Origin of the sequence: Arenibacter troitsensis, from assembly GCF_900177645.1 — a bacterium.
GTDB classification, from domain to species: Bacteria; Bacteroidota; Bacteroidia; order Flavobacteriales; family Flavobacteriaceae; genus Arenibacter; species Arenibacter troitsensis.
On record NZ_FXAO01000001.1, the window covers coordinates 782,862 to 805,048 of the forward strand.

Annotated in this window: 12 protein-coding genes; 4 read left to right on the forward strand and 8 right to left on the reverse strand. The window is 40.5% G+C overall.

What is annotated here, in order from left to right:
- Positions 1–3: 3 nt before the first annotated feature.
- Positions 4–8,583 carry a malectin domain-containing carbohydrate-binding protein gene (locus B9Y87_RS03160; protein WP_245808630.1) on the forward strand — a complete coding sequence of 2,860 codons (8,580 nt, stop codon included), beginning with the start codon at positions 4–6 and terminating at the stop codon, positions 8,581–8,583.
- A gap of 350 nt (positions 8,584–8,933) precedes the next feature.
- Complete coding sequence (locus tag B9Y87_RS03165) at positions 8,934–10,028, forward strand: hypothetical protein (protein WP_085496062.1); 1,095 nt, start codon at positions 8,934–8,936, stop codon at positions 10,026–10,028.
- A 92-nt stretch (positions 10,029–10,120) separates the two neighbouring features.
- Here B9Y87_RS03165 and B9Y87_RS03170 read toward each other — a convergent pair whose 3' ends face one another.
- The 4 genes from B9Y87_RS03170 to gcvT all read right to left on the reverse strand — a co-directional run bounded on the left by B9Y87_RS03170 (position 10,121) and on the right by gcvT (position 13,181).
- The gene (locus tag B9Y87_RS03170; RefSeq protein WP_085496064.1) at positions 10,121–10,834 is read right to left on the reverse strand and encodes a YebC/PmpR family DNA-binding transcriptional regulator; all 714 of its coding nucleotides are present in this window, start codon (positions 10,832–10,834) and stop codon (positions 10,121–10,123) included.
- Between the two features lie 67 nt (positions 10,835–10,901).
- The gene (locus B9Y87_RS03175; protein WP_085496066.1) at positions 10,902–11,189 is read right to left on the reverse strand and encodes a 4a-hydroxytetrahydrobiopterin dehydratase; all 288 of its coding nucleotides are present in this window, start codon (positions 11,187–11,189) and stop codon (positions 10,902–10,904) included.
- A 48-nt stretch (positions 11,190–11,237) separates the two neighbouring features.
- A complete protein-coding gene (locus tag B9Y87_RS03180; RefSeq protein ID WP_085496067.1) occupies positions 11,238–12,056 on the reverse strand; it encodes a sugar nucleotide-binding protein in 819 nt (272 codons plus the stop codon).
- Positions 12,057–12,095: 39 nt separating this feature from the next.
- On the reverse strand, positions 12,096–13,181 hold the full coding sequence (gene gcvT, locus B9Y87_RS03185) for a glycine cleavage system aminomethyltransferase GcvT (protein ID WP_085496069.1): 1,086 nt from the start codon (positions 13,179–13,181) through the stop codon (positions 12,096–12,098).
- A gap of 259 nt (positions 13,182–13,440) precedes the next feature.
- On the opposite strand from gcvT, the gene B9Y87_RS03190 reads away from it, so the two are divergent.
- A complete protein-coding gene (locus B9Y87_RS03190; RefSeq protein WP_085496070.1) occupies positions 13,441–15,054 on the forward strand; it encodes an aminopeptidase P family protein in 1,614 nt (537 codons plus the stop codon).
- 18 nt (positions 15,055–15,072) lie between these two features.
- Here B9Y87_RS03190 and B9Y87_RS03195 read toward each other — a convergent pair whose 3' ends face one another.
- Positions 15,073–16,116, reverse strand: coding sequence for a glycosyltransferase (locus B9Y87_RS03195; RefSeq protein WP_085496072.1), 1,044 nt, complete (start codon positions 16,114–16,116; stop codon positions 15,073–15,075).
- 137 nt (positions 16,117–16,253) lie between these two features.
- On the opposite strand from B9Y87_RS03195, the gene glf reads away from it, so the two are divergent.
- A complete protein-coding gene (gene glf / locus B9Y87_RS03200) occupies positions 16,254–17,357 on the forward strand; it encodes a UDP-galactopyranose mutase (protein WP_176225578.1) in 1,104 nt (367 codons plus the stop codon).
- Between the two features lie 5 nt (positions 17,358–17,362).
- Here the strand turns inward: glf and thrC are convergent, their stop codons facing one another.
- The 3 genes from thrC to thrA form a co-directional block, all read right to left on the reverse strand.
- The gene (gene thrC / locus B9Y87_RS03205) at positions 17,363–18,658 is read right to left on the reverse strand and encodes a threonine synthase (protein ID WP_085496074.1); all 1,296 of its coding nucleotides are present in this window, start codon (positions 18,656–18,658) and stop codon (positions 17,363–17,365) included.
- Positions 18,659–18,724: 66 nt separating this feature from the next.
- On the reverse strand, positions 18,725–19,657 hold the full coding sequence (locus B9Y87_RS03210; protein ID WP_085496076.1) for a homoserine kinase: 933 nt from the start codon (positions 19,655–19,657) through the stop codon (positions 18,725–18,727).
- A gap of 36 nt (positions 19,658–19,693) precedes the next feature.
- Positions 19,694–22,138, reverse strand: coding sequence for a bifunctional aspartate kinase/homoserine dehydrogenase I (thrA, locus tag B9Y87_RS03215; RefSeq protein WP_085496077.1), 2,445 nt, complete (start codon positions 22,136–22,138; stop codon positions 19,694–19,696).
- Positions 22,139–22,187: the final 49 nt, after the last annotated feature.

Here is a 22,187-nt window from a genome sequence, read left to right on the forward strand (position 1 = left end):
AAAATGGAAAAATTAAATTACATACCATTGATCATAAAAGAAACTTCACTTGTAAGTAGAATTCGAACTGTATTCATATTTGCTCTGTTGACGGTTCTATCCCATACAGGCATGAACGCGCAATCTTTCAGCCAGAGTAATCTTAATTACAACGGGAATGGGGCTGTCAGCCAAGGAACCTCTTTAATGTATGGCCCGGATGGAAGATTATACGTTCTAAATTTAAATGGCACCATTGACATTTATACGGTGCAAAAGAATGCGAGCAATAATTATGTGGTCACAGCATCCGAAAAGCTATTGAGTGTAAAGAACATTCCCAATCATAACGACGATGGTTCTTCAAATAGTGGTAATAACAGGGAGGCCACTGGTCTCACTGTTGCAGGAACGGCACAAAATCCAATTATTTATGTTACCTCCAGTGATTCTAGGGTAGGAGGGCCTAGTGGAGATTTAAATCTTGATACCAATTCTGGAGTGATTACCCGACTTACATGGACAGGGAGTAATTGGGATGTGGTGGACATAGTTCGAGGCCTGCCAAGGTCTGAGGAAAACCATGCCACCAATGGATTGGAATTTGCAACTATTAATGGTGTGGATTTTTTAATAGTGGCACAGGGTGGACATACCAACGCAGGGTCCCCGTCCGACAATTTTGCTTGGACCACGGAATATGCCTTATCTGCAGCAGTACTTTCAATAAATCTTGATCTTATAGAAAGTATGCCCATTAAAAATGATGGAAGGGCTTATATTTATGATATTCCTACTTTGGACGATCCTACTAGGGCCAATGTAAATGGTATAATCGATCCAGACGTAGCAGGCTATGATGGTGTTGATGTGAATGATCCGTGGGGAGGTAATGATGGATTGAACCAGGCAAAAATTGTTATTGGCGGTCCAGTGCAAATATTTTCACCGGGATATAGAAATGCATATGATTTGGTGCTTACGGCTTCTGGAGCAGTGTATGTGACCGATAATGGAGCCAATGGAGGTTGGGGCGGATTTCCCAACAACGAAGGTACTGAAAACGTAACCAATGAATATGATTCAAGTGAACCAGGTAGTAATACATCTATTGCGGGGGAAAAGGTGGATAACGATGACCATTTATCCTTGGTTACTACAAATATTCAAACCTATTCATTTGGTGCTTTTTATGGAGGTCACCCGACACCGATCAGGGCCAATCCGGCTGGTGCTGGACTTTACACCAACCCGTCTGTAAACAATACCAATGGGGCGGTTTATAGAACTTTGATTTATGATCCAACGGGTTTAAAAGGAGCTGGTTATACAAATAATGCAAGTATTGCATTACCTGTAGATTGGCCACCTGTTCCCGTAAGTCTTGCAGATGGAGCACAAGGTGATTGGAGAGGGCCTTCCACCAACAATCCAGATGGACCACAAGATGCTTTGGTAACTGTCTGGGGCAATAACACTAATGGAATAGATGAATATACCTCAACCATATTTACCGGTTCGGAAAGTATGGTTGGCGACTTGATTGCTGGTCATAATAACGGTATTTTGAGAAGGGTACAACTAAAGCCCGATGGTAGCTTGGATCAATTGACCAATACTTTTGCATCTGGTCTTGGGGGTAATGCCCTGGGTATTACATGTAATGGAGACAATGATCCCTTTCCTGGGACCATATGGGTGGCGACATTTAATGGTACCATCAAAATTTTGGAGCCACAACCAGAGGTTGTGTGTTTAGACCCCTCCGATGACTTATATGATGGGTTGGCCGATACCGATCAAGACGGTTACACCAATCAAGATGAAGTTCAGAACAACATAGACCATTGTAACGGGGGATCACAGCCAAATGATTTTGATAAAGCGGCGGGTGGGGTTTTGGTTTCTGATTTGAACGATAATGACGATGATAACGATGGTATTATAGATGCCAATGACCCATTTCAATTGGGTAACCCGTTGGATAATGGTTCAGATGGATTTGATTTACCAGTGCTGAACGAATTATTATCCGATAATTTAGTTCTAGGGGGGTATTTGGGTCTTGGATTAACAGGTCTTATGAATAATGGTGCCCCCAATCCTAACTGGCTAAATTGGTTGGATGTAGTTGGTGCCGGTCCAAACCCCAATGATATTTTAGGAGGGGCAACAGGTGCAATGACCATGCAGATGACTTCGGGAACGGCATTGGGTACAGCCAATAGTCAGGAAAAAGGATTTCAATATGGTGTAAACGTAGATCAATCCGTTAACTCATTTACTGTTGTTGGCCGATTATTTAATTTTTCCGATCCTACCCAGCTTTATGGTTCCAGTGCTCCATCTGGAGGTGAATTGGGAATATTTATAGGGGATGGAACTCAAAGCAATTATATTAAGGTTGTCCTTACCCAGAACGGGGTTGTAGCCTTGCAGGAAATCAATGATGTGCCGCAAACACCGCTAACGGCTACAATCGCAACAGGAAATAGACCTTCCAACGATATAGTTTTTTCATTTAATATTAATGCGGTTACCGCGGCAGTAGAAGTTCTGTACAGTCTTGATGGCAATTCCCCAATTTCCTTAGGGACCATTGCTGCAACTGGGACAATAAAAACAGCTATTCAACAATCCTCTACAATTTTAGCGGTAGGTTTAATTGGAACCTCCAATGCAACTGGAGAAGAAGTAGAAGGAACTTGGGATTATTTGAATGTTACAGGAAGTCAACCAACTATATCCCAGCCTTTGGCCAATTTGGATAAATTGATTGATTCTCCAGATCAGAATATTGATCTAAACGATTATTTTGGGGATGACCAAGGGGTAGGGAATTTGACTTATACTGTTGAAAATAATTCCAATCCTACTATTGGGGCCACTATTTCCGCCAATATACTGACCTTAACTTATCCGGATACTGAGGCAAGTTCCAATATTACCATTAGGGCCACGGATTCCAATTCGTTGTTTGTAGAACAAATGTTTACAGTAAATGTAACAGAGCAGCCAGCAGTATTATTCAGGGTAAATGCTGGTGGCGCTACCGTTACGGCAATAGATGCCCCAAATCCCAATTGGGCGGGCAATGATGTTGTTGGAGCATCTGGCGGAACTAATTTTGATGTTAACACTGGCAATATATCTACCCATAATATTGCTGGAAGGCATTCATCGGTTCCAACTTATGCACCCCAGGAATTATTTGCGAAGGAGCGATGGGATCCAGCTGGTCTGCCGGAAATGGAATGGACTTTTAATACTGGCAATGGCACTTTTACTGTAAATCTATATATGGGTAATGGGTACGATGGTACAGGAGCTCCGGGGCAGCGTGTGTTCGATGTTAAAATGGAAGATGTACTGGTTATAAACGATAAGGATCTAACTGCACAATATGGAAATAAGGTAGGTGCTATGGAAAGTTATCAAGTGACTGTTAGCGATGGCGTTTTGAATATTGAATTTATACATCAAACCGAAAACCCTTTGATAAACGCCATTGAAATACTTGGTGCAGGAAGTGTTGTAAATTCACCGATCGTTATTGACCCTGTTGCCAATCAGATAAACAATCCTGGAGAAACACCCGTTCTGAATATTACAGCTAGTGGAGGCGATCCTAACGAGAATTTTACTTTTTCCGCAACGGGATTACCCCCAGGTTTAAGTATTGAGCCTACTCAAGGAGCTATTTTAGGAACAATTTCTTCCTATGCTGAAGATGCAGGGCAGTACAATGTGACGGTAACCGTCAGTAAACCATCATCCACACTGGCAAATGTTAATTTTGCTTGGACAGTAAACGATCCCAACGCGCCAAATACGGTTTTGTATCGTATTAATGCAGGGGGTGCACTTGTTGCGTCAAATGATGCATCGCCTTTGAATTGGGCGGAAGATCAAGCAGCAAGTGGCGCCAATGGTAATGCACAAAACGGAACACCTTCCGCATATGTAAATTCTTCAACAGAGGATAAAACTTACGGGGCAGCGCTTCCAGGCACTTTTGTCAACAACACCTCCTATCCCAATAATATATTTGCTACAGAAAGATATAATACATTGGCTGTACCCGGAAATATGCAGTGGGATATTCCACTGTCTCAGGGTACCTATACCATTAATTTGTTATTTGCCGAGGTATGGGCTGGAGCTAACGCTCCAGGCGTGCGCGTATTCGATGTAGCCATTGAAGGTCAAATTGTACTGAACGATTTGGATCAAACAGCAAAATATGGGTTTGCTACAGTAGGAGTCGAGAGTTTTGTGGTAGAGGTAAATGATGGAAACCTTGATATTGATTTTATCAAAGGAATTGAAAACCCTAATATTAAGGGTATTGAGATTATTAGCTCCGGAGGTACCGTTAGTGGTGACTGGACCAATATTACCAATGTAACGGAACATACTCCTAGACACGAAAATTCCTTTGTACAAGCAGGGAATAAATTCTATTTGTTTGGGGGTAGGGAAAATGCCAAAAAAGTAGAAATTTATGACTATAACACAAATACCTGGTCACAGGCAGCTTCGACAGCTCCTTTTGAATTCAACCACTTTCAGGCTGTGGCTTATGAAGGGTTAATTTGGGTTATCGGATCATTTAAGGATAATGCTTACCCCAATGAAGCTCCTGCTGATCATATTTATATGTACAATCCAGTTTCGGATACATGGATTCAAGGTCCAGCTATACCCAATGCAAGAAAAAGAGGTTCCGCCGGATTGGTGATGTACAATAATAAGTTTTATGTAATAGCAGGTAACACTATTGGACATAATGGAGGTTATATACCATGGTTTGATGAGTTTGACCCAGCTACTGGTAAGTGGACGGTCTTGGGGGATGTGCCAAGGGCACGTGATCATTTTCACGCTACGGTTGTAGGCAGTAAATTATATGTAGTTGGAGGTAGGCTTACAGGTGGCGCCGGGGGTACTTTTGCACCGGTAATCCCTGAAGTGGATGTTTACGATTTTACTACAGGGAGCTGGTCTACCTTGCCTGCATCAGGTAATTTGCCTACCCCAAGAGCTGCTTCAGGAACAGTCACTTTTAACGGAAAAGTCGTCGTTATTGGTGGAGAAGGAAATGGACAGGCATATGCCAAAACAGATGCCTTGGATGTAAACACTAATACATGGTCTTCTTTAAGCGATTTGAACAATCCACGTCACGGTACACAGGGTATTGTATCCGGTGATGGTATTTGGATTACTTCAGGGTCTCCCAATCAAGGAGGTGGCAACCAAACTAAAATGGAAGTTTATGGAGTGGACAATCCTACGGGTACATCGGTTGTAGCCAGTACCTTATCTGCACCTTCATCCATAACGGTACCACAAGGCGGAGTAGAGGATTTACTAATTGAAATATCTGGCGGAAACCAGGGGATGTACATTAAATCTTTAGTACTAACAGGTAACAATGCCGCCAATTTTAAAATTCTTGGTTCAACGAGTTTTCTGATCGGGGCCGGAAGTACAAAGACCGTTCAAATTGAGCATATTGGTTCCCAAACAGGGGAGGCTGCTACTTTGGTTATGGCTTATGGCAGTAATGGTTCTGCCAGTATAAGTGTTTCTAGTGGTGAAGAGGTGTCAACTGTATTGTATCGTATAAATGCAGGTGGTGAATTTATTGCTGCAACGGACTCACCAAATCCGGATTGGAGTATGGATCAAGGTACTTTTGGAGTTGCAGGAAATTCTGAATATTTGGCAGCTGCAACCTCAACAGGTGGATTGTATAATCAATCTGCCGGTTCTGCCTATACTGGTCCAATTAATATGACACATGCATCACTTCCTCCAGGAACACCAAGTAGTATTTTTGTTACTGAAAGATATGACGCTGAAGGGGCTCCCGAAATGTTGTGGCAATTTCCGATAGATCCGGGGACCGAAGTTGAGGTAAGACTTTATTTTGCAGAGTTGTATAATCAAATAACGACAGCCGGACAAAGAGTGTTCGACGTTTCAGTTGAAGGATCCGTGCCCAGTGCATTTAATGATATTGACCCCTTTGCAAAAGCAGGGGCTTTAGGAGCCTTTATGGTATCCCATAGGGTTACGGTAACTGATGGTACCTTGGATCTTCAATTTATTCATGGTGTTCAAAATCCATCGCTTAAGGCGATAGAAATAGTTGAAGTTAGTGGTAATCCAACCTCAGGTTTACCTCCTGTTGTCACCAATCCAGGGGCACAGATGGGTGTGGATGGAAATGCAGTGAACCTTCAAATTGTTGCAAACGATGAAAATACGGATCCTTGCGGCCCTTTAAGTTATTCTGCAACAAATTTACCGCCAAATCTTTCTATTGACACCTCAACAGGTGTTATTTCAGGCACTATTCTGGGCGGTTCAGGTAGTGGTACTGCAGGTGCCTTTATAGAGAACAACGGCGTGGTAATTATGGAAGCTGAAACTGATTTTACGGATACCGCTGGAGGATTTAATCTTCAAACTACCTCAGGAACAACATTTTTGGTAGCAAGTACGGATCATTTTTCTAATCTTAATGGGCAAAGTGTCAACTATAATGTGGAAATTACAACACCGGGTGTATATCGCTTTCATGTAAAATCGGCCATTTCAGGCTCAGTTTCCACGGATAAAAACGATACTTGGTTTAAAATAGAGAACACCCCTGACGTTCATTTCTTCACCGTTCAAGGGGGAGACCTTACCGGAACCCAACAATTCCTTAATGAATTGAGTAATCCGGCGAGTACTACGAAAACCTTGTATTGGCCAAAGGGAAATGCTCAAGGAAGACCTGATCATGGTAATGAGAACCCGGGAATCAATGGTTTCTTTAAGGTATATACCAATACTATTGCCAATTCCTGGTATGCACGTACTATTGATAATAATGCATGGCCTATATATGCTTATTTTGCAAATCCTGGTACATATGCGATTACCATGAATGAACGTTCCGAAGGTCATAAAATAGATCGTATTGCATTAACCCATATAGATAATACTGGGACAGGTGTAAACAACACTTTGTTAAATGGACCTCAATCCTCACAGAATGTCGGAGGTACGCCAGGGGCTTCTGAAAATAGTCCTTACAATGTGGCGGTAACGGTAAGCGACGCCTGTGATCCTTCTTCAAGTACAGTGATTAATTTTAATTGGAATGTTACGGCCTTGCCAATAGGCAATCCGGAGGCTACGGTCAAGGTTACCCCAGGGGATGATATAGAAGCATCTACTTATGGAAACAATTCTTTCTTTATAGATAATACAGGAGATGATGATATTGTAAATGTTACGATCAATACGGCTACAGGCTTTATGATGGATGTAGTTTTTGATCCAGTGGGGACAGCAGGAGATAGTGTTGCAAAGTGTTTAACGGCAGGTACCGCTGGTAATACTTCCACTGCTGTTGGTTTAACCGTACCTGGAAATGGTGGCTCTGATAATGCAGATTGTGTTAGCGTATTTGGACAACCGCACAATGGAATTAATAATGCAGAAGGTTATGATGTTTTGTCTTTGGATTTTACGGATTTTAATCCAGGTGAGTCTTTTGTGTTCGGTGTGGATATGGATCCAACTACTATCAAGGGAGATTTGTCCTCTGGGGATGCGGGTTCCATTTCAGGCTTTGAATTGATAGGCGCAACTATTAGCATAGAGTTCGCTAGTGGGGTTATATACACAACTAGTTTATTTGACGAAGGTTCGCTCGGTGGATCGGATGCCGTTGTAAATGGAAATAGCAATAGTTTGGTGGCCCCTTCCATATTGGTCGAAGGATCAAATGTTTCCAGATTGGTGACACAGGCAAATCAAGTTGTTCAAATTACGGGCCAGCCAAATGCCATGGTTAGTCTATTGCGCGTTGATGGACGATTATACATAGATGCAGGTAACCCTACTATAGGTTATGACATAGATCCTTTTGAGGCTAATGAGGCCATGGCCAAGGAGTTGTACACAACCCAATTAAATGCATCCGGGGTTGCCAATATTCCAGTTACCCTAACACAAACAACGGGAGCGGCCGGAACGCCAAATGGAGGTTTGAATCATTTCATTGCCGTTGTAACTGGTGCCAATGGAATAAATAGCGTGGCGTCTAATACGATTGTATTGGAGTTTGATCCTTCGGCAGCGGAATCCGATTTGACCATTTCCTATAGTTTACAAGGTCGTACCGATCACAGTATTGACTTATCGGTTGCTTTATATGAAGTAGGAGCTACTATACCTTTACTGGAGTTTAATCCTACAGGAACTTCCAATGGAGAAGCAGTAATGGTGGGAATTCCGCAAGGCACCTATGAAATTGCTGTCAAATCCGGAATGCATTTACAAAAAGTGTCGACTATGACCTTAGAGGCAGGTGACAACAATCTCAATATAGGGGAACTAAGGGTTGGGGACGCCAACAACGACAATACAGTAGGTTTAGAGGATTTCTCTGTCTTGGTAACCACCTTTAATATTAGTTTTGGGGATTCTGGTTATGATGCCAGTGCAGACTTTAATGGAGATGGTAGTGTAGGCTTGGAAGATTTCTCGCTATTGGTGACTAATTTTAATGTTGCTGGAGAAGTGCCAAGTGGCATGTAAAATATATTTTAGTAATATATATAAAAGCACCGGGCAAAACCTGGTGCTTTTTTCATTTAAAATGTTACATAAAATGATTAATTGTCAAAAATCATTAAAACCAACATATTTAAAATCACGGCCTGGGTTGTAAAATAAATTTGGTAAACACAAAAAATCAAACTGCACCATTAGTGACTTACACAACATTTTCAGACACTTATACATCTTTGGGGTTGTAAAAAATCCTTTTTTAGGTGGGGAATACTAATTTTGATCATAATACGTTATGAAGGAACAAGGTACAGGCCTGTTTCTAATAGGGATTAACGTTGATTTAATAAGCATTTATAGTATAAATTCCATTGAGAATGAAAAGAGATCGAATAATTGTTTTTTTAATTGCCTTCTTCTGTTTTTCCATATCCATGGCACAATCTGAGGTTTTGGTTACCGATCTTGGCGACGATAATAGCAAGGGTACATTACGTTGGGCCATAAATACGGCCAATGTAGATTCGGCTATAGATAAAATAAGTTTTTTGGAAGGATTGGAGGGTACTCTTAGATTATCTTCAGATCTGCCTCATATCAATAATAACCTAACCATTACAGGACCAGGGGCGAAGTACATCACCATTTCTGGGGAAGGCAATTATAGGATGTTCGTAATTAATAAAGGTTTTAGATTGGATATTTCTGGACTTACATTTACGGATTCCGCCGATAATTACAATGACGGAACCATTTTCGCTGTTTCGGGCTCTGAAGTAAAGGCTTCTAAAATAAGGGTAACCGGTGTATCCAATCAAACGGCGTTTTGGTCTAAGGGAGACAATTCATCCATTACCATTTCCAATTCCATTTTTGAAAATAATTCTGCCACCTTGTTCAGGAGCTATTGGGGGTCTACTCCCAATTTTACTTCGGACAATGAAAATGATTATACCAATAGAATTACCATTACGGGATCTTCATTTATTTCCAACAGGGGCTTGATCTTTTCAACAGAACATTATGTAAAAATAGATAGTTGCGTCTTTAGCAAAAACTATGATCAAATAGCAAGTTTTAAGGGGGTTAACCGATACCAGATTTTGAACTCAAAATTTGTTAACAATACAGGCCGATTGTTGTTTACGTTTTCAAGTAAGATTGGCGATACCCCTTCCTGGGGCGAAGATACACTTGGGACCAACAATACCCTTTTTGATGGAAACCTTTTTCAGGGAAATACGGGAACGATTATCAATACAGGGGGAGGCTTTAAACATGATTCCAAAACTACCATTACCAATAATATCTTTGTAAACAATGGAAATAACTGGTATGGTAATCCTATTGTAACTTCAGGAAACCAACAGAACAACTTTATAACCTCGGTTACGCCAACGGAAGATGAGGGAACCATTGTTCTTACGTTGAACAAGTCGCTCGTAATTGGGCCGGAGGATGAATTGCATTAAATTTTGGCTCATTAATATTTCGTTAGCTTTTTATATCACAAAATTAAAAGAGGCCCTTAAATGGGCCTCTTTCATATGATATTCAAAATTGATTATTGTTCCTGCATGGTGTGATAGACGTTTTGTACATCATCATCTTCCTCTATTTTTTCCAAGAGTTTTTCTACATCTGCTGCTTCCTCCTCGCTTAGGGCCTTAGTTACCTGTGGAATACGCTCAAAACCTGACGATAGAATTTCGATACCCCTGTTTTCCAATTCTTTCTGGATGGCCCCGAAGCTCTCGAAGGGAGCATAGATCAATATACCGTCCTCATCTGCAAAAACCTCTTCGGCCCCAAAGTCGATCATTTCCAATTCCAATTCTTCAGGGTCTATGCCTTCGGCAGGTATCCTAAAATTGCAGGTGTGGTCGAACATAAACTCTACCGAACCCGAAGTTCCCAAACTACCGTTGCACTTGTTGAAATAACTTCTAATATTTGCTACGGTCCTTGTATTATTGTCCGTAGCTGTTTCTACTAAAATGGCAATTCCATGTGGTGCGTATCCTTCAAAAAGCACTTCCTTGAAGTCGCCCAAACTTTTGTCGGATGCCCTTTTAATGGCTCTTTCCACATTGTCCTTTGGCATGTTTACGGCCTTGGCATTTTGGATAACGGCCCTTAAACGCGCATTGGAACTCGGGTCTGGTCCTCCCTCTTTTACTGCCATAACAATGTCTTTGCCTATTCTGGTAAAGGCCTTTGACATGGCGGACCACCTTTTCATTTTACGTGCTTTTCTAAACTCAAAAGCTCTTCCCATTTCTTAGTTTTATTAGAATAATATGGAACAAATTTAATAATTTTTACTGCTGGGACAAGAGTTAAGTTTACTTGCTGACAATTATTTCCTCTATACTGTGCGCCAACTTAAAATCCTTTTCGGTTACACCCTCCGCATCATGGGTAGAAAGGCGTATATTAAGGGAATTATAGACGTTGCTCCAATCCGGATGATGATTTTGGGATTCACATTCAAAGGCAATTCTGGTCATTACCGAGAAGGCATCCTTGAAATTTTTAAATTCAAAAGAGGTTTCAATGGCACCATCCACAAAATCCCAGCCATCCAATTCCAATAAACGTTTTTCTATTTCTGATTCCGTTAATTTTTTCATATTGCTATTTTTTATAAAGTTAAATAAAACAGTACAATTCGGAACCGCTTATTCACTAAAGATATGATGGTCTATTATTTCCTGATAGTTGAATAATAAATTTTTTGGAAGCTGATTGGATTTTGGTAGCACCGCCAAATAACGATCTTCATTGGTGGTATAAACACGTTTAAAAATTGGACTATAATTGCCCAAACGGTTTACGATTTCCTTAATAAAATCTTCATGATGTATCAAGTCTGTACTTCCCAAATGAAAAGTCCCTGTCTTATTGTGGTTTATAAGGTAATGTATTTGCTGTGTTAGTTTGTCATCGTTGGTGACATTTATAATCAAATTAGGGAATACTTCAATAGGTTCTTTGTTAGTCAGGGCATTTTTTATTTCCTTGATCCTTGGGGAATTTATGCCAAATACCATGGGTACTCTGAGAATGGCCATTTTAGAATCGGGTATCCTCAGAAGCATGTTTTCTATCTTAATTTTCAGTCGGCCATATATGCTTTCGGACAAAGTCTTGTCATTTTCATAAGATGGATATTTGCTATAGGCATCAAAGACATTGGCAGAGGAAATAAAATACAATTTGCAATTTCTATTTTGGATGTATTCCACTATATGTTGGTGGGCCATTACCTGTGCTTGAAAATTTCCCCTCAAGGCCGATATTATTAAATCGGGCTTTACTTTATTCAAAATATCATGAACATCGTCTTCTTCCAAGTCATACCGGAAGAACTGTTGATTGTTCTCAAAGCTTCTTCTTGAAGAATAGTAGGTGCCATAGGTGTCAAAATAGGAATGTAATTCCTTATAAATGGCATTGCCTATAAAACCGCTAGCTCCTAAAATGAGTATTTTGTTCATTCTATCACCTCCTTTTGCAAAACTCAACCGCTACATCTGTTAATCCTTATAAAAAGGGAGTTTAACAATGGTGGCAGGAACTGCATTTTTCCTAATTTGAATGTGGATTTTACCACCAATTTGGGATAATTCCGTGGGTACATAACCTAGACCAATGCCCTTTCCCATGGAAGGCGACATGGTGCCCGAGGTTACGACTCCTATTTTCATTCCATTGGGATCCACTATATCATAATCGTGTCGTGGAATTCCCTTCTCATCGAGCTCAAAAGCAACCAGTTTTTTAGTAACACCTTCTTCCTTTTGTTTTGCCAGTGCTTCGCTATTTACAAAGTCCTTGGTGAATTTGGTAATCCAACCTAGGCCCGCTTCAAGAGGTGAGGTGGAATCATTAATGTCATTACCGTACAAACAGTAGCCCATTTCCAATCGTAATGTATCCCTGGCGGCAAGTCCAATAGGTTTTATGTTATAGGCCGAACCTACTTCAAAAACCTTGTCCCAAATCTGTTGTACTTCTTCATTCTTGCAATATATTTCAAAACCTCCTGAACCTGTATAACCGGTGGCTGAAATAATTACATGTTCTATACCCGCAAAATCCGCTACCTCAAAGGAGTAGAACTTAATAGCGCTTAAATCTATCGAGGTCAAAGGTTGCATGGCTTCCACTGCTTTGGGGCCTTGAATGGCCAGAAGGGAGTACCCTTCGGATATGTTGCGCAGATCCGCACCGTAATTTTCATTGTATTTGCTGATGTGCTCCCAATCCTTATCAATGTTGGATGCGTTTACAACCAATAAATATTGCTCTTCCTTAATTTTATAGACTATAAGGTCATCCACAATACCACCAGTTTCGTTAGGTAAACAACTGTATTGCGCCTTGCCAATGGTTAATTTGGAAGCATCATTGGAGGTTACTTTTTGTATAAGGTCCAATGCCTTGGGGCCTCCTACCAAGAACTCTCCCATATGGGATACATCAAAGACGCCCACTCCTTTGCGCACCGTTTCATGTTCTATATTAACTCCTTCATAGGACACAGGCATATTATATCCTGCAAACGGTACCATTTTAGCACCTAATGCCTCATGGGTCTTTGTCAATGCGGTGTTTTTCATTTGAATAATTTGAGGCGTAAAAATATCGAAAATTAATCTAAGGGAGAATCTATAACCTTTTTGTTTTGCACAAATTAATGTTAATTTGGAACCTTACCTTGTTAATTTGGCGGACTTGGTATGTTCACTATTTAGACCAAGCAGAAAACTTTTTGTGCCAGTAGGGATTGTATGATAAGCTTATCCAAGTTTTTTGGACAATTATTGATCAACCTGGTATTATAATTGATTATTTTTAAGCATTAATTTAGTGATGATTATGAGGAATTTTATATTGACTTTTTTATTTCTTTTTTTAACGTCTTGGTTTCAGGCCCAAGAGGTACCTAACGATTTTTTAAGTGCGGATTTTCACAAGGGAAGGCGGCAGGAAGTGCGTAAGGCTATGCCTCCAAATAGTGTAGCGGTATTTTTTGCGGCAGCAGTTAGGAATAGGGCCAATGACGTGGATTATGTATATCATCAGGATCCCGATTTCTATTATTTAACCGGATATAAGGAACCTAATGCCCTTTTGCTCATATTTTCCGAAAAGCAAAAGGATGGGGCAGGGAACAGTTATGATGAGGTGCTCTATGCCCAGAAAAGGGATGAAAAGGCCGAACAATGGAATGGAAAGCGGTTGGGGGTAGAAGGGGTTAAGGACCAATTGGGGTTTGAACGCGCCTTTAATGCGGAAGAATTCTTATACTCGGATATTGATTTTTCCCAGTTTGAAAATGTACTGTTTTTCGATTTTAAAAATGATTTTAGGGATACCAATGACCCCGCTGATCTATATGATTTGATAAGGACATTTAAGGAAAAATCCAATTATCCGTCAGATTACGATGCCACTAAACAACAGCTTTACAGCATGATAAAGTCAACGGAACTGCAAAATAGTGCCAATGTGGCCCAGACCCTGGGAAGGTATTTAAATTATTACCAGGAGTTAAAGTCCGATAAATTATTGGTAGATTTTGTAGAAGCTAAAGATGATAAATCCCGGATTGAAATTAAGGAAAAGGTAGCCCTGCAATTAAAATCCAACAACCTTAACAGTGCCATGTTGGAGGAAATAATGAGTACCCTAAGGGAAGTTAAGACCAAGGAAGAGCTGTTACTTCTAAAAAAGGCCGTGGAGATTTCGGCAATAGGGCAAATAGAGGTTATGAAGGCCATGCATCCCAATATGTCCGAAATGGAAATTCAGGGAATACATGAGTTTGTCTTTAAGAAGTACGGTGCCGAATACGAGGGGTACCCTTCTATAGTGGGTGGAGGCAACAATGGTTGTATTTTGCATTATATAGAAAATAACAAGGCTAAGGTAGGGAATGAACTTGTGTTAATGGATTTGGGTGCCGAATATCACGGTTATACTGCCGATGTAACCAGGACCATTCCGGCCAATGGAAAATTTTCAAAGGAACAAAAACAGATTTACGATATTGTTTACAATGCCCAAGAGGCGGGAATTAGTGCCAGTGTAATTGGGGCTACCTTTCAGGCCCCTGGTCAGGCAGCAAGTGAGGTTGTCGCCAAAGGGTTGGTGAAGTTGGGAATAATTGGAAGCCCCGAGGAGGCCAGAAAATATTTCCCACATGGCACTTCCCATTATTTGGGATTGGATGTTCATGATAAGGGCACCTACCAGCCCTTTAAGGAAAATACCGTAATCACTGTAGAGCCCGGGATCTATATACCCGAGGGAAGTGATTGTGATAAAAAGTGGTGGGGGATAGCGGTAAGGATAGAGGATGATATACTGATCACCAAAAATGGTCCTGTTAATTTATCGGGAATGGCTCCTAGGACCACCGAGGCCATAGAGGCGGTAATGGAACAAAGCAGTCCATTGGATCATTTTAAATTGCCAGCTTTGGATTAAATGGGTCGATACGAGGAACTAGAAAAGTTCTTGAAGGGCCTTTTCCATAGCCGCTTTTAAAAATCCGCCAGAAATTATTTGTTCCCTAACCTCTGCTACATTTTTTACCATTTGTTGATAGTCCTCATTGGACAGGTTTTTTAATTTTCCGTCCAATTCCTCCAATGAGGAAATGCAAATACCCAATTGGCGTTCTTTTATGACGGTGGCGATGGCTGCCTTGTCCCAAATAATTATTGGAAGGCCACAGAGTAGGTATAATGATGTTTTATGGGGATTGTTATATAAAAGGTATTGTCCAAAATGTCCGGCACATTCGTCTATGGAATTTCCGTTCCAAACCAAGCCGAAGGAACCTCTTATGTGTTTTGCAACGTCATCCGGGGAAAACATACCCTCGAAACTTATGATGGTGTTGGCGGGGTCCACATCGTTTTTGATAAAACCACTACCATATAATTTTAAATGGAAACTATTATTTTTTAAGGCATCCAATTTATAGATGAAGGCACTTTTTGCCATTCCCAAGCCTCCCGCGAAAACCACATCGAATAAGCCATTATTCGAAAGTTCGGGAGCAGTATAGCTACTATTGTCGTCCAAATAATCGAACATGTACAAGGGGATCAATTTGGCGGTTGCCCCTTGTTGCTCGAACCATTTTTTCATGTTGTCGTTATGTACAATGATTACATCGGCACATGAGAATTTTTTCATTTCCCGGGCAATATCCTTATTCTTTCCCATGAGGTATTTAACATCATGAATGATCAATACGATTTTACATTTTTTTATTCCGGCTATGGTAGTAATGTATTTGTAGTATTTGCTAAGAGGGTATTGTATTGCCAGGGTAGAATTTCTTGGCAATCGGATAACCCCCTTTGTTATTCCAAAAAAACTTATTATCGCACCTAAGGCGGAACTGGGATATGTAGTCTGTTTAAAACCTAAATTTTTAAAACCTATCTTGTCCAGGATCCGCTCACAATCTGTTTTCGGCTTGGAGGCTGCGCTGTTGGTAGCTTTGTAATTTCGAGAGATATAAAATAAATTGGCCATTACGGGTTGGTTCTTTGAGCTCTGCAAATATAACCATGTTATGGCAAAAGGGATTTTTTTTTTGATTTCAATTCGTAAACGTAATAATATACACTAGTTTTACTTTTTTATTCCTATTGTATACTAATCTACCTATAATGAAATACGACTACCTTATTGTGGGAGCTGGACTTTTTGGCGCCGTATTTGCCCATGAGGCCAAGAAGAAGGGGAAAAAATGCCTAGTTATAGATAAACGTCCACATCTTGGAGGCAATGTTTATTGTGAGGAAGTGGAGGGTATAAATGTTCATAAGTACGGGGCCCATATTTTTCACACCAATGACAAAGCAATTTGGGATTATGTAAATAGTTTTGTGGAATTTAATAGGTATACCAATTCGCCAGTGGCCAATTATCAGGGCGAGCTTTACAATCTACCCTTCAACATGAACACCTTTTATCAGTTATGGAAGGTAAAGACCCCGGATGAAGCCAAGTCTGTCATTGCGGAACAAGTAAGGGAGGTAGGGGTTAAAAATCCAAAAAATTTGGAAGAACAGGCCTTGTCTCTGGTTGGTAAGGATATTTACGAAAAGTTGATCAAAGGGTATACGGAGAAACAATGGGGGCGAAAAGCTGCAGAACTGCCTGCTTTTATTATAAAAAGGTTGCCATTGCGATTTACCTTCGACAATAATTATTTTTATGATAAGTACCAAGGAATACCCGTTGGGGGATACAATAAGTTGATCAATGGTTTGTTGGATGGTATCGAAACACGTTTGGAAGTCGATTTTTTTAAAGATAAAACGGAATTGGTAGCAATGGCCGATCAGGTTGTGTTCACTGGCAAGATTGATGAGTTTTATGATTACCGATACGGTAAGTTGGAATATAGGAGTCTGGATTTTAAGCATGAAACGCTGGATATGGAAAATTACCAGGGTAATGCGGTCGTAAATTATACAGCTTCAGACATTCCATATACCCGTATTTTAGAGCACAAGCATTTTGAATTTGGAACACAGAAAAAGACTGTAATAACAAAAGAATACCCTACGGAATGGTCTGGTAATAAGGAACCTTATTATCCAATCAATGATGAAAGGAACAGTGAAATTTACTCCAAATACAAAACCTTGTCCGAAAAGGACAATATTATTTTTGGTGGAAGGTTGGCCGAATATAAGTACTACGATATGCACCAGGTCATAGCCTCGGCATTGGCCAAGTGCAAAAAAATCTTTAACAGAGATTAAACTATTTATTTACCCAATAGGTAGCCCTTTAGCTCGTCATATTGGGATATTTTAATCGACTTTTTATTTTTGCCCATTACTTTTACGATACTTTCCGGTAAATCAATGTTTTCACGAATGGTATCCTCCACTATATCCAGAAACTTTACAGGGTGTGCGGTTTCAAGAAAGATGCCGTAAGTACCGGGATGGGTCTGTTGATATTTCTTTAAACCCAAATAACCAACGGCACCGTGCGGGTCGGCTACATAGGTATAGTCGTTGTATAATTTTAACATGGCTTCCTTGGTCTCATTGTCCGTAAAGGAATAGGAAGTCAAGTTTTTGGACAGCTCCTCAAAATTATCCTTGTACAAATGCCTTATCCTTATAAAATTACTGGGGTCCCCAACATCCATGGCGTTGGAAATGGTGGCGATGGAAGCTTTTGGTTCATATGCCCCTGTATCCATATAACGGGGAACTACATCATTTACATTTGTGGAGGCAATAAAATGTTTGCAGGGCATTCCCAATCTTTGAGCCATAATACCTGCACATATGTTTCCGAAATTGCCACTAGGGACAGAGAATATAATATCCTTGCCCTTGGACTTCATCTCTTTATATGCAAACAGGAAATAAAACATTTGAGGAAGCCATCTGGCTACATTGATACTATTGGCCGAGGTCAATTGCATATTTTGGATCAACTCTTCGTCCAGGAATGCTGTTTTGACCATGTTTTGGCAGTCGTCGAAAGCGCCTTCAACTTCAAGGGCAGTAATGTTTTTGCCCAATGTGGTTAACTGTTTCTCTTGAATATCGCTGACCTTGCCACTAGGGTATAGAATAACAACCTTAACCCCGTCCACCCCAAGAAATCCATTGGCCACTGCACCTCCGGTATCTCCTGAAGTAGCAACCAATACGGTTACATCTTTGGTGTTTTTGGTCGAAAAATAGCCAAGACATCTTGCCATAAATCGGGCCCCCACATCCTTAAAGGCCAAGGTAGGTCCATGAAAAAGTTCCAAGGCGGCAACGTCATCCTCAATTTCCACAAGTGGGAATTCAAAATCCAAAACCTCGGTAATTATATCTTTAAGAACGTCTTCTGGAATATCCTTGCCCACGAATTGTTGTATGGCCAAGTAGGCAATTTCGTGATTGGAGTAATCTTCTATCTTGTTGAAAAAATCTTTTGGCAGTGCCTCGATTATTTCCGGAAAATATAACCCACGATCAGGGGCAATTCCTTTTATAACTGCGTCTTTGAAAGATACGTTGGGTGCTTGTTGATTTAGGCTATAAAAGTTCATATTTATTGTTGTTAGAATGAGTTGTAATTTTTGAGTTCCGACTTATGCCTCGAAGGACATAATATATTAGTTTTCCAGTATTTTAATCCCTTGGGTATTTATTTTGGAAACGTGCACGTCATAGTCTACCCCTATTTTTTCATATACTTTTCTCATGGCTTCGGCCACTACTAGGGCGGTTTTCTTGCCCTTACTTAGGGCAAAGATAGATGGTCCAGAGCCTGAGATTCCACAGCCTAGGGCGCCTGCTCCCAAGGCTTCTTCCTTTACCTTGTCGAATCCGGGAATAAGAATGGATCTAATGGGTTCTATGATATGGTCTACCAATGATCTGCCTATTAGGTCGTAGTCATTGGTAAATAGCCCAGCAATCAGTCCACCTACATTTCCCCATTGCTTAATGCCGTCTTCCAGTGAAATGGATGTTTTTAGGATTCGTCTAGAGTCCGAAGTCCTTACTTCTATTTGCGGGTGTATTACGGTTGCATATAATTCTGGAGGGGTAGGAATTTTTACGATATCCAGTGGTTGGTAGCTGCGTACCAAGGTAAAACCTCCTAATAGGGCAGGGGCAACATTGTCCGCATGGGCAACCCCACTGGCCAATCGTTCTCCTTCCATGGCAAATTTTACCAACTCCAGATTAGTAAAGGGGCTGCCCAACAGCTGGTTCATGGCCCATACTGCACCTGTAGAGCTGGCAGCACTACTTCCTATACCGCTGCCCGCCTTTATTTTCTTGTAAATTTCTATCTCAAAACCTCCTACATGATCACTTTCCGCCAACAAGGCCAAACCGGCAACTCCGGCAACATTTTGAAGGGTTTCGGTAGGTAGGTCCTGTCCTGTAAGCTTGGTAATCTTTATTCCTTTTTCGGTGGTTTTTCTTACCACCATCTCATCGCCTACGGAATCCAAAGCAAGCCCCAAAACATCAAAGCCACAAGAAACATTGGCTATCGTAGCTGGACAGAAAATTCTAATTTCGTTAGTTTTCATTTCTCATCAAATAAATTTCAGATCTGTGGGACCCTTTTAAAAATTACCGATACGAATAATGTCCGCAAAAATTCCAGAGGCAGTAACATCGGCTCCTGCCCCTGCACCTTTTATAATCATGGGTTGATTGGGATAGCGTTCGGTGTAGAACAAGACGATATTATCACTGCCTTCCAAATTATAGAAATCATGTCCTTTGGGTATCCTTTGTAGACCTACACTAGCTTTTCCGTTTTCAAATTGCGCCACATATTTCAATTTGCTGTCTTCCTCCACTGCTTTTTTGTACATCTCTTGAAATGAAGCTTCGTACTTGGTCAATGATTTGAAGAAATCCTCATTGTTGGTGGTTTCCAAGCTCTCCTGTGGCAGAAAGGGATTGTTCTGGATGTCCTCTATATTCAGTACATTTCCACTTTCCCTAGCCAGTATCAATATTTTTCGCATTACATCTACCCCACTTAAATCTATTTTGGGGTCTGGCTCCGTATAGCCTTCCTCTTGGGCTTGTTTTACTACATCATGAAAGGTGGTACTATCGTTGAAATTGTTGAATACGAAATTTAAACTACCTGAAAGTACGGCTTGAATTTTTAATATTTTGTCCCCTGATGCTACTAGGTGCTTCAAGGTGTCTATAATGGGTAATCCAGCACCAACGTTAGTTTCGAAAAGAAAGGGTGCATTGTACTGTCTGGCCAGATCCTTTAACTCCTGATAATTGTCATAGGCCGATGAGCAGGCTATTTTATTGCAGGTAACAACGGATATGCTATTCCTTAAATATGAATTGTAGGTTTCCGAAACCTCTTGACTGGCGGTATTGTCAACAAAGATGCTATTTCTGTAATTGAGTTTTTTTACCTTTTGGAAGAACAGGTCTAAATTGGTCTTTTCTCCCTTGCTTAGCAATTCTTCCCAGTTCTTAAGGACAATTCCATCTTCGTCGAAGATCATGGTCCTGGAATTGGACATACCTATAACCCTTATATTGAGCTTTAGGTTCTCTTTTAAATACTTTTTTTGTGATTGTATTTGGTTCAAAAATTTGGCACCTACATTACCTACACCCATGACAAATAGATTGAGCTGTTTTATATTTTCCTCAAAAAATTCCTCATGCAATGTATTGAGCGCTTTTTTTACATCCTCTTTAAGTATTACGGCAGATATGTTTCTTTCGGATGCACCTTGAGCTATGGCACGTATATTAACGTTGTTCTTACCTAAGGTACTGAACATTTTTCCGCTAAGTCCTTGGTGGCTTTTCATGTTGTCGCCCACTAGGGCAATGATGGCCAAATCTTTCTCCGCAATTACGGATTTTATTTTTCCAAGGGAAATTTCAATGTCAAATGCATCATTGATTACCTGAACCGCATGGTCCGCATCCTGATTGTCTATTCCTATGCAGATGGAATGTTCGGATGATGCCTGGGTAATCATTACAACACTGATTCCTGCAGTTGAAAGCACTTCAAAAAAGCGTTTGGAGATCCCGGTAATTCCTACCATGCCTGGACCTTCAAGGGATACGAGTGCAATATTCTCCACATGGCTTATTCCTCGTACCGTTTTACCTTGCCCATTCTTATTCTTGGTAATCAAAGTACCTGCTGCCTTTGGATCGAAGGTGTTCTTTATGACAATGGAAATTCCTTTGGTCAATACCGGTTGTATAGTGGGCGGATAAAGAACCTTTGCTCCAAAATGCGACAATTCCATAGCTTCTTCATAAGAAATATGGGGAATGGCCATGGCCTGCTTTACTATTTTGGGGTTGGCGGTATACATGCCGCTTACATCTGTCCATATCTCCAGAACTTCTGCATTTATGGCATTTGCCACTATGGCTGCGGTATAATCCGATCCTCCACGCCCTAGGGTGGTAGAATCTCCGTTTACGGATGAAGCAATAAAGCCTCCCATAATAATTACGGAATTATTGCATTTGTCCACGTATTCGGTAATATTGTTGTTCGTCAGATCAAAGTTAACGACCGCCTTTCCAAAATTGGAATTTGTCTTTATAAGTTGTCTGCTATCGGCATGTACAGTATCTATTCCTTCAACTATAAAATATTCACTTATGATATAAGAAGACAACAATTCTCCATAACTCACAATCTTATCTGATAGTTTAGTGGTAATCTCGCCAATTAAATAAGCCCCTTCCAAAAGAGTTTCCAAGGTATTTAGTTCACTCTTTACCTTGCTAAGTACTTTACTCTGGGAATGTATTGGGATTAATTCCTTGATGGTCAAGAGGTGTCTGTCCTCTATTTCCTTTAGTATCGTTTTATAGGTTTGATCCTGTGCAGAAGCTAAAGCGGCGGTTTTTAAAAGAAGATCCGTTATACCTCCAAGAGCGGAAACCACTACTATGGTTTTGTTGGACCCTAGATCCGCGATGATATTTTTTACTAAGCTGATATTATTGGCGTTGGCCACCGATGTGCCACCGAATTTTAGAACTTTCATGGTTCAATGGAATTAAGTAAGAAAAACTGAATTTTGAAAAAAATTGTGT

Bases quoted from the DNA above. Each gene is read 5' to 3' on its own strand.
- thrA (WP_085496077.1), bottom strand. From the start codon at position 22,138: ATGAAAGTTCTAAAATTCGGTGGCACATCGGTGGCCAACGCCAATAAT.
- B9Y87_RS03165 (WP_085496062.1), top strand. From the start codon at position 8,934: ATGAAAAGAGATCGAATAATTGTTTTTTTAATTGCCTTCTTCTGTTTT.
- glf (WP_176225578.1), top strand. From the start codon at position 16,254: ATGAAATACGACTACCTTATTGTGGGAGCTGGACTTTTTGGCGCCGTA.
- thrC (WP_085496074.1), bottom strand. From the start codon at position 18,658: ATGAACTTTTATAGCCTAAATCAACAAGCACCCAACGTATCTTTCAAA.
- B9Y87_RS03160 (WP_245808630.1), top strand. From the start codon at position 4: ATGGAAAAATTAAATTACATACCATTGATCATAAAAGAAACTTCACTT.
- B9Y87_RS03170 (WP_085496064.1), bottom strand. From the start codon at position 10,834: ATGGGAAGAGCTTTTGAGTTTAGAAAAGCACGTAAAATGAAAAGGTGG.
- B9Y87_RS03190 (WP_085496070.1), top strand. From the start codon at position 13,441: ATGAGGAATTTTATATTGACTTTTTTATTTCTTTTTTTAACGTCTTGG.
- B9Y87_RS03195 (WP_085496072.1), bottom strand. From the start codon at position 16,116: ATGGCCAATTTATTTTATATCTCTCGAAATTACAAAGCTACCAACAGC.
- gcvT (WP_085496069.1), bottom strand. From the start codon at position 13,181: ATGAAAAACACCGCATTGACAAAGACCCATGAGGCATTAGGTGCTAAA.
- B9Y87_RS03180 (WP_085496067.1), bottom strand. From the start codon at position 12,056: ATGAACAAAATACTCATTTTAGGAGCTAGCGGTTTTATAGGCAATGCC.
- B9Y87_RS03175 (WP_085496066.1), bottom strand. From the start codon at position 11,189: ATGAAAAAATTAACGGAATCAGAAATAGAAAAACGTTTATTGGAATTG.
- B9Y87_RS03210 (WP_085496076.1), bottom strand. From the start codon at position 19,657: ATGAAAACTAACGAAATTAGAATTTTCTGTCCAGCTACGATAGCCAAT.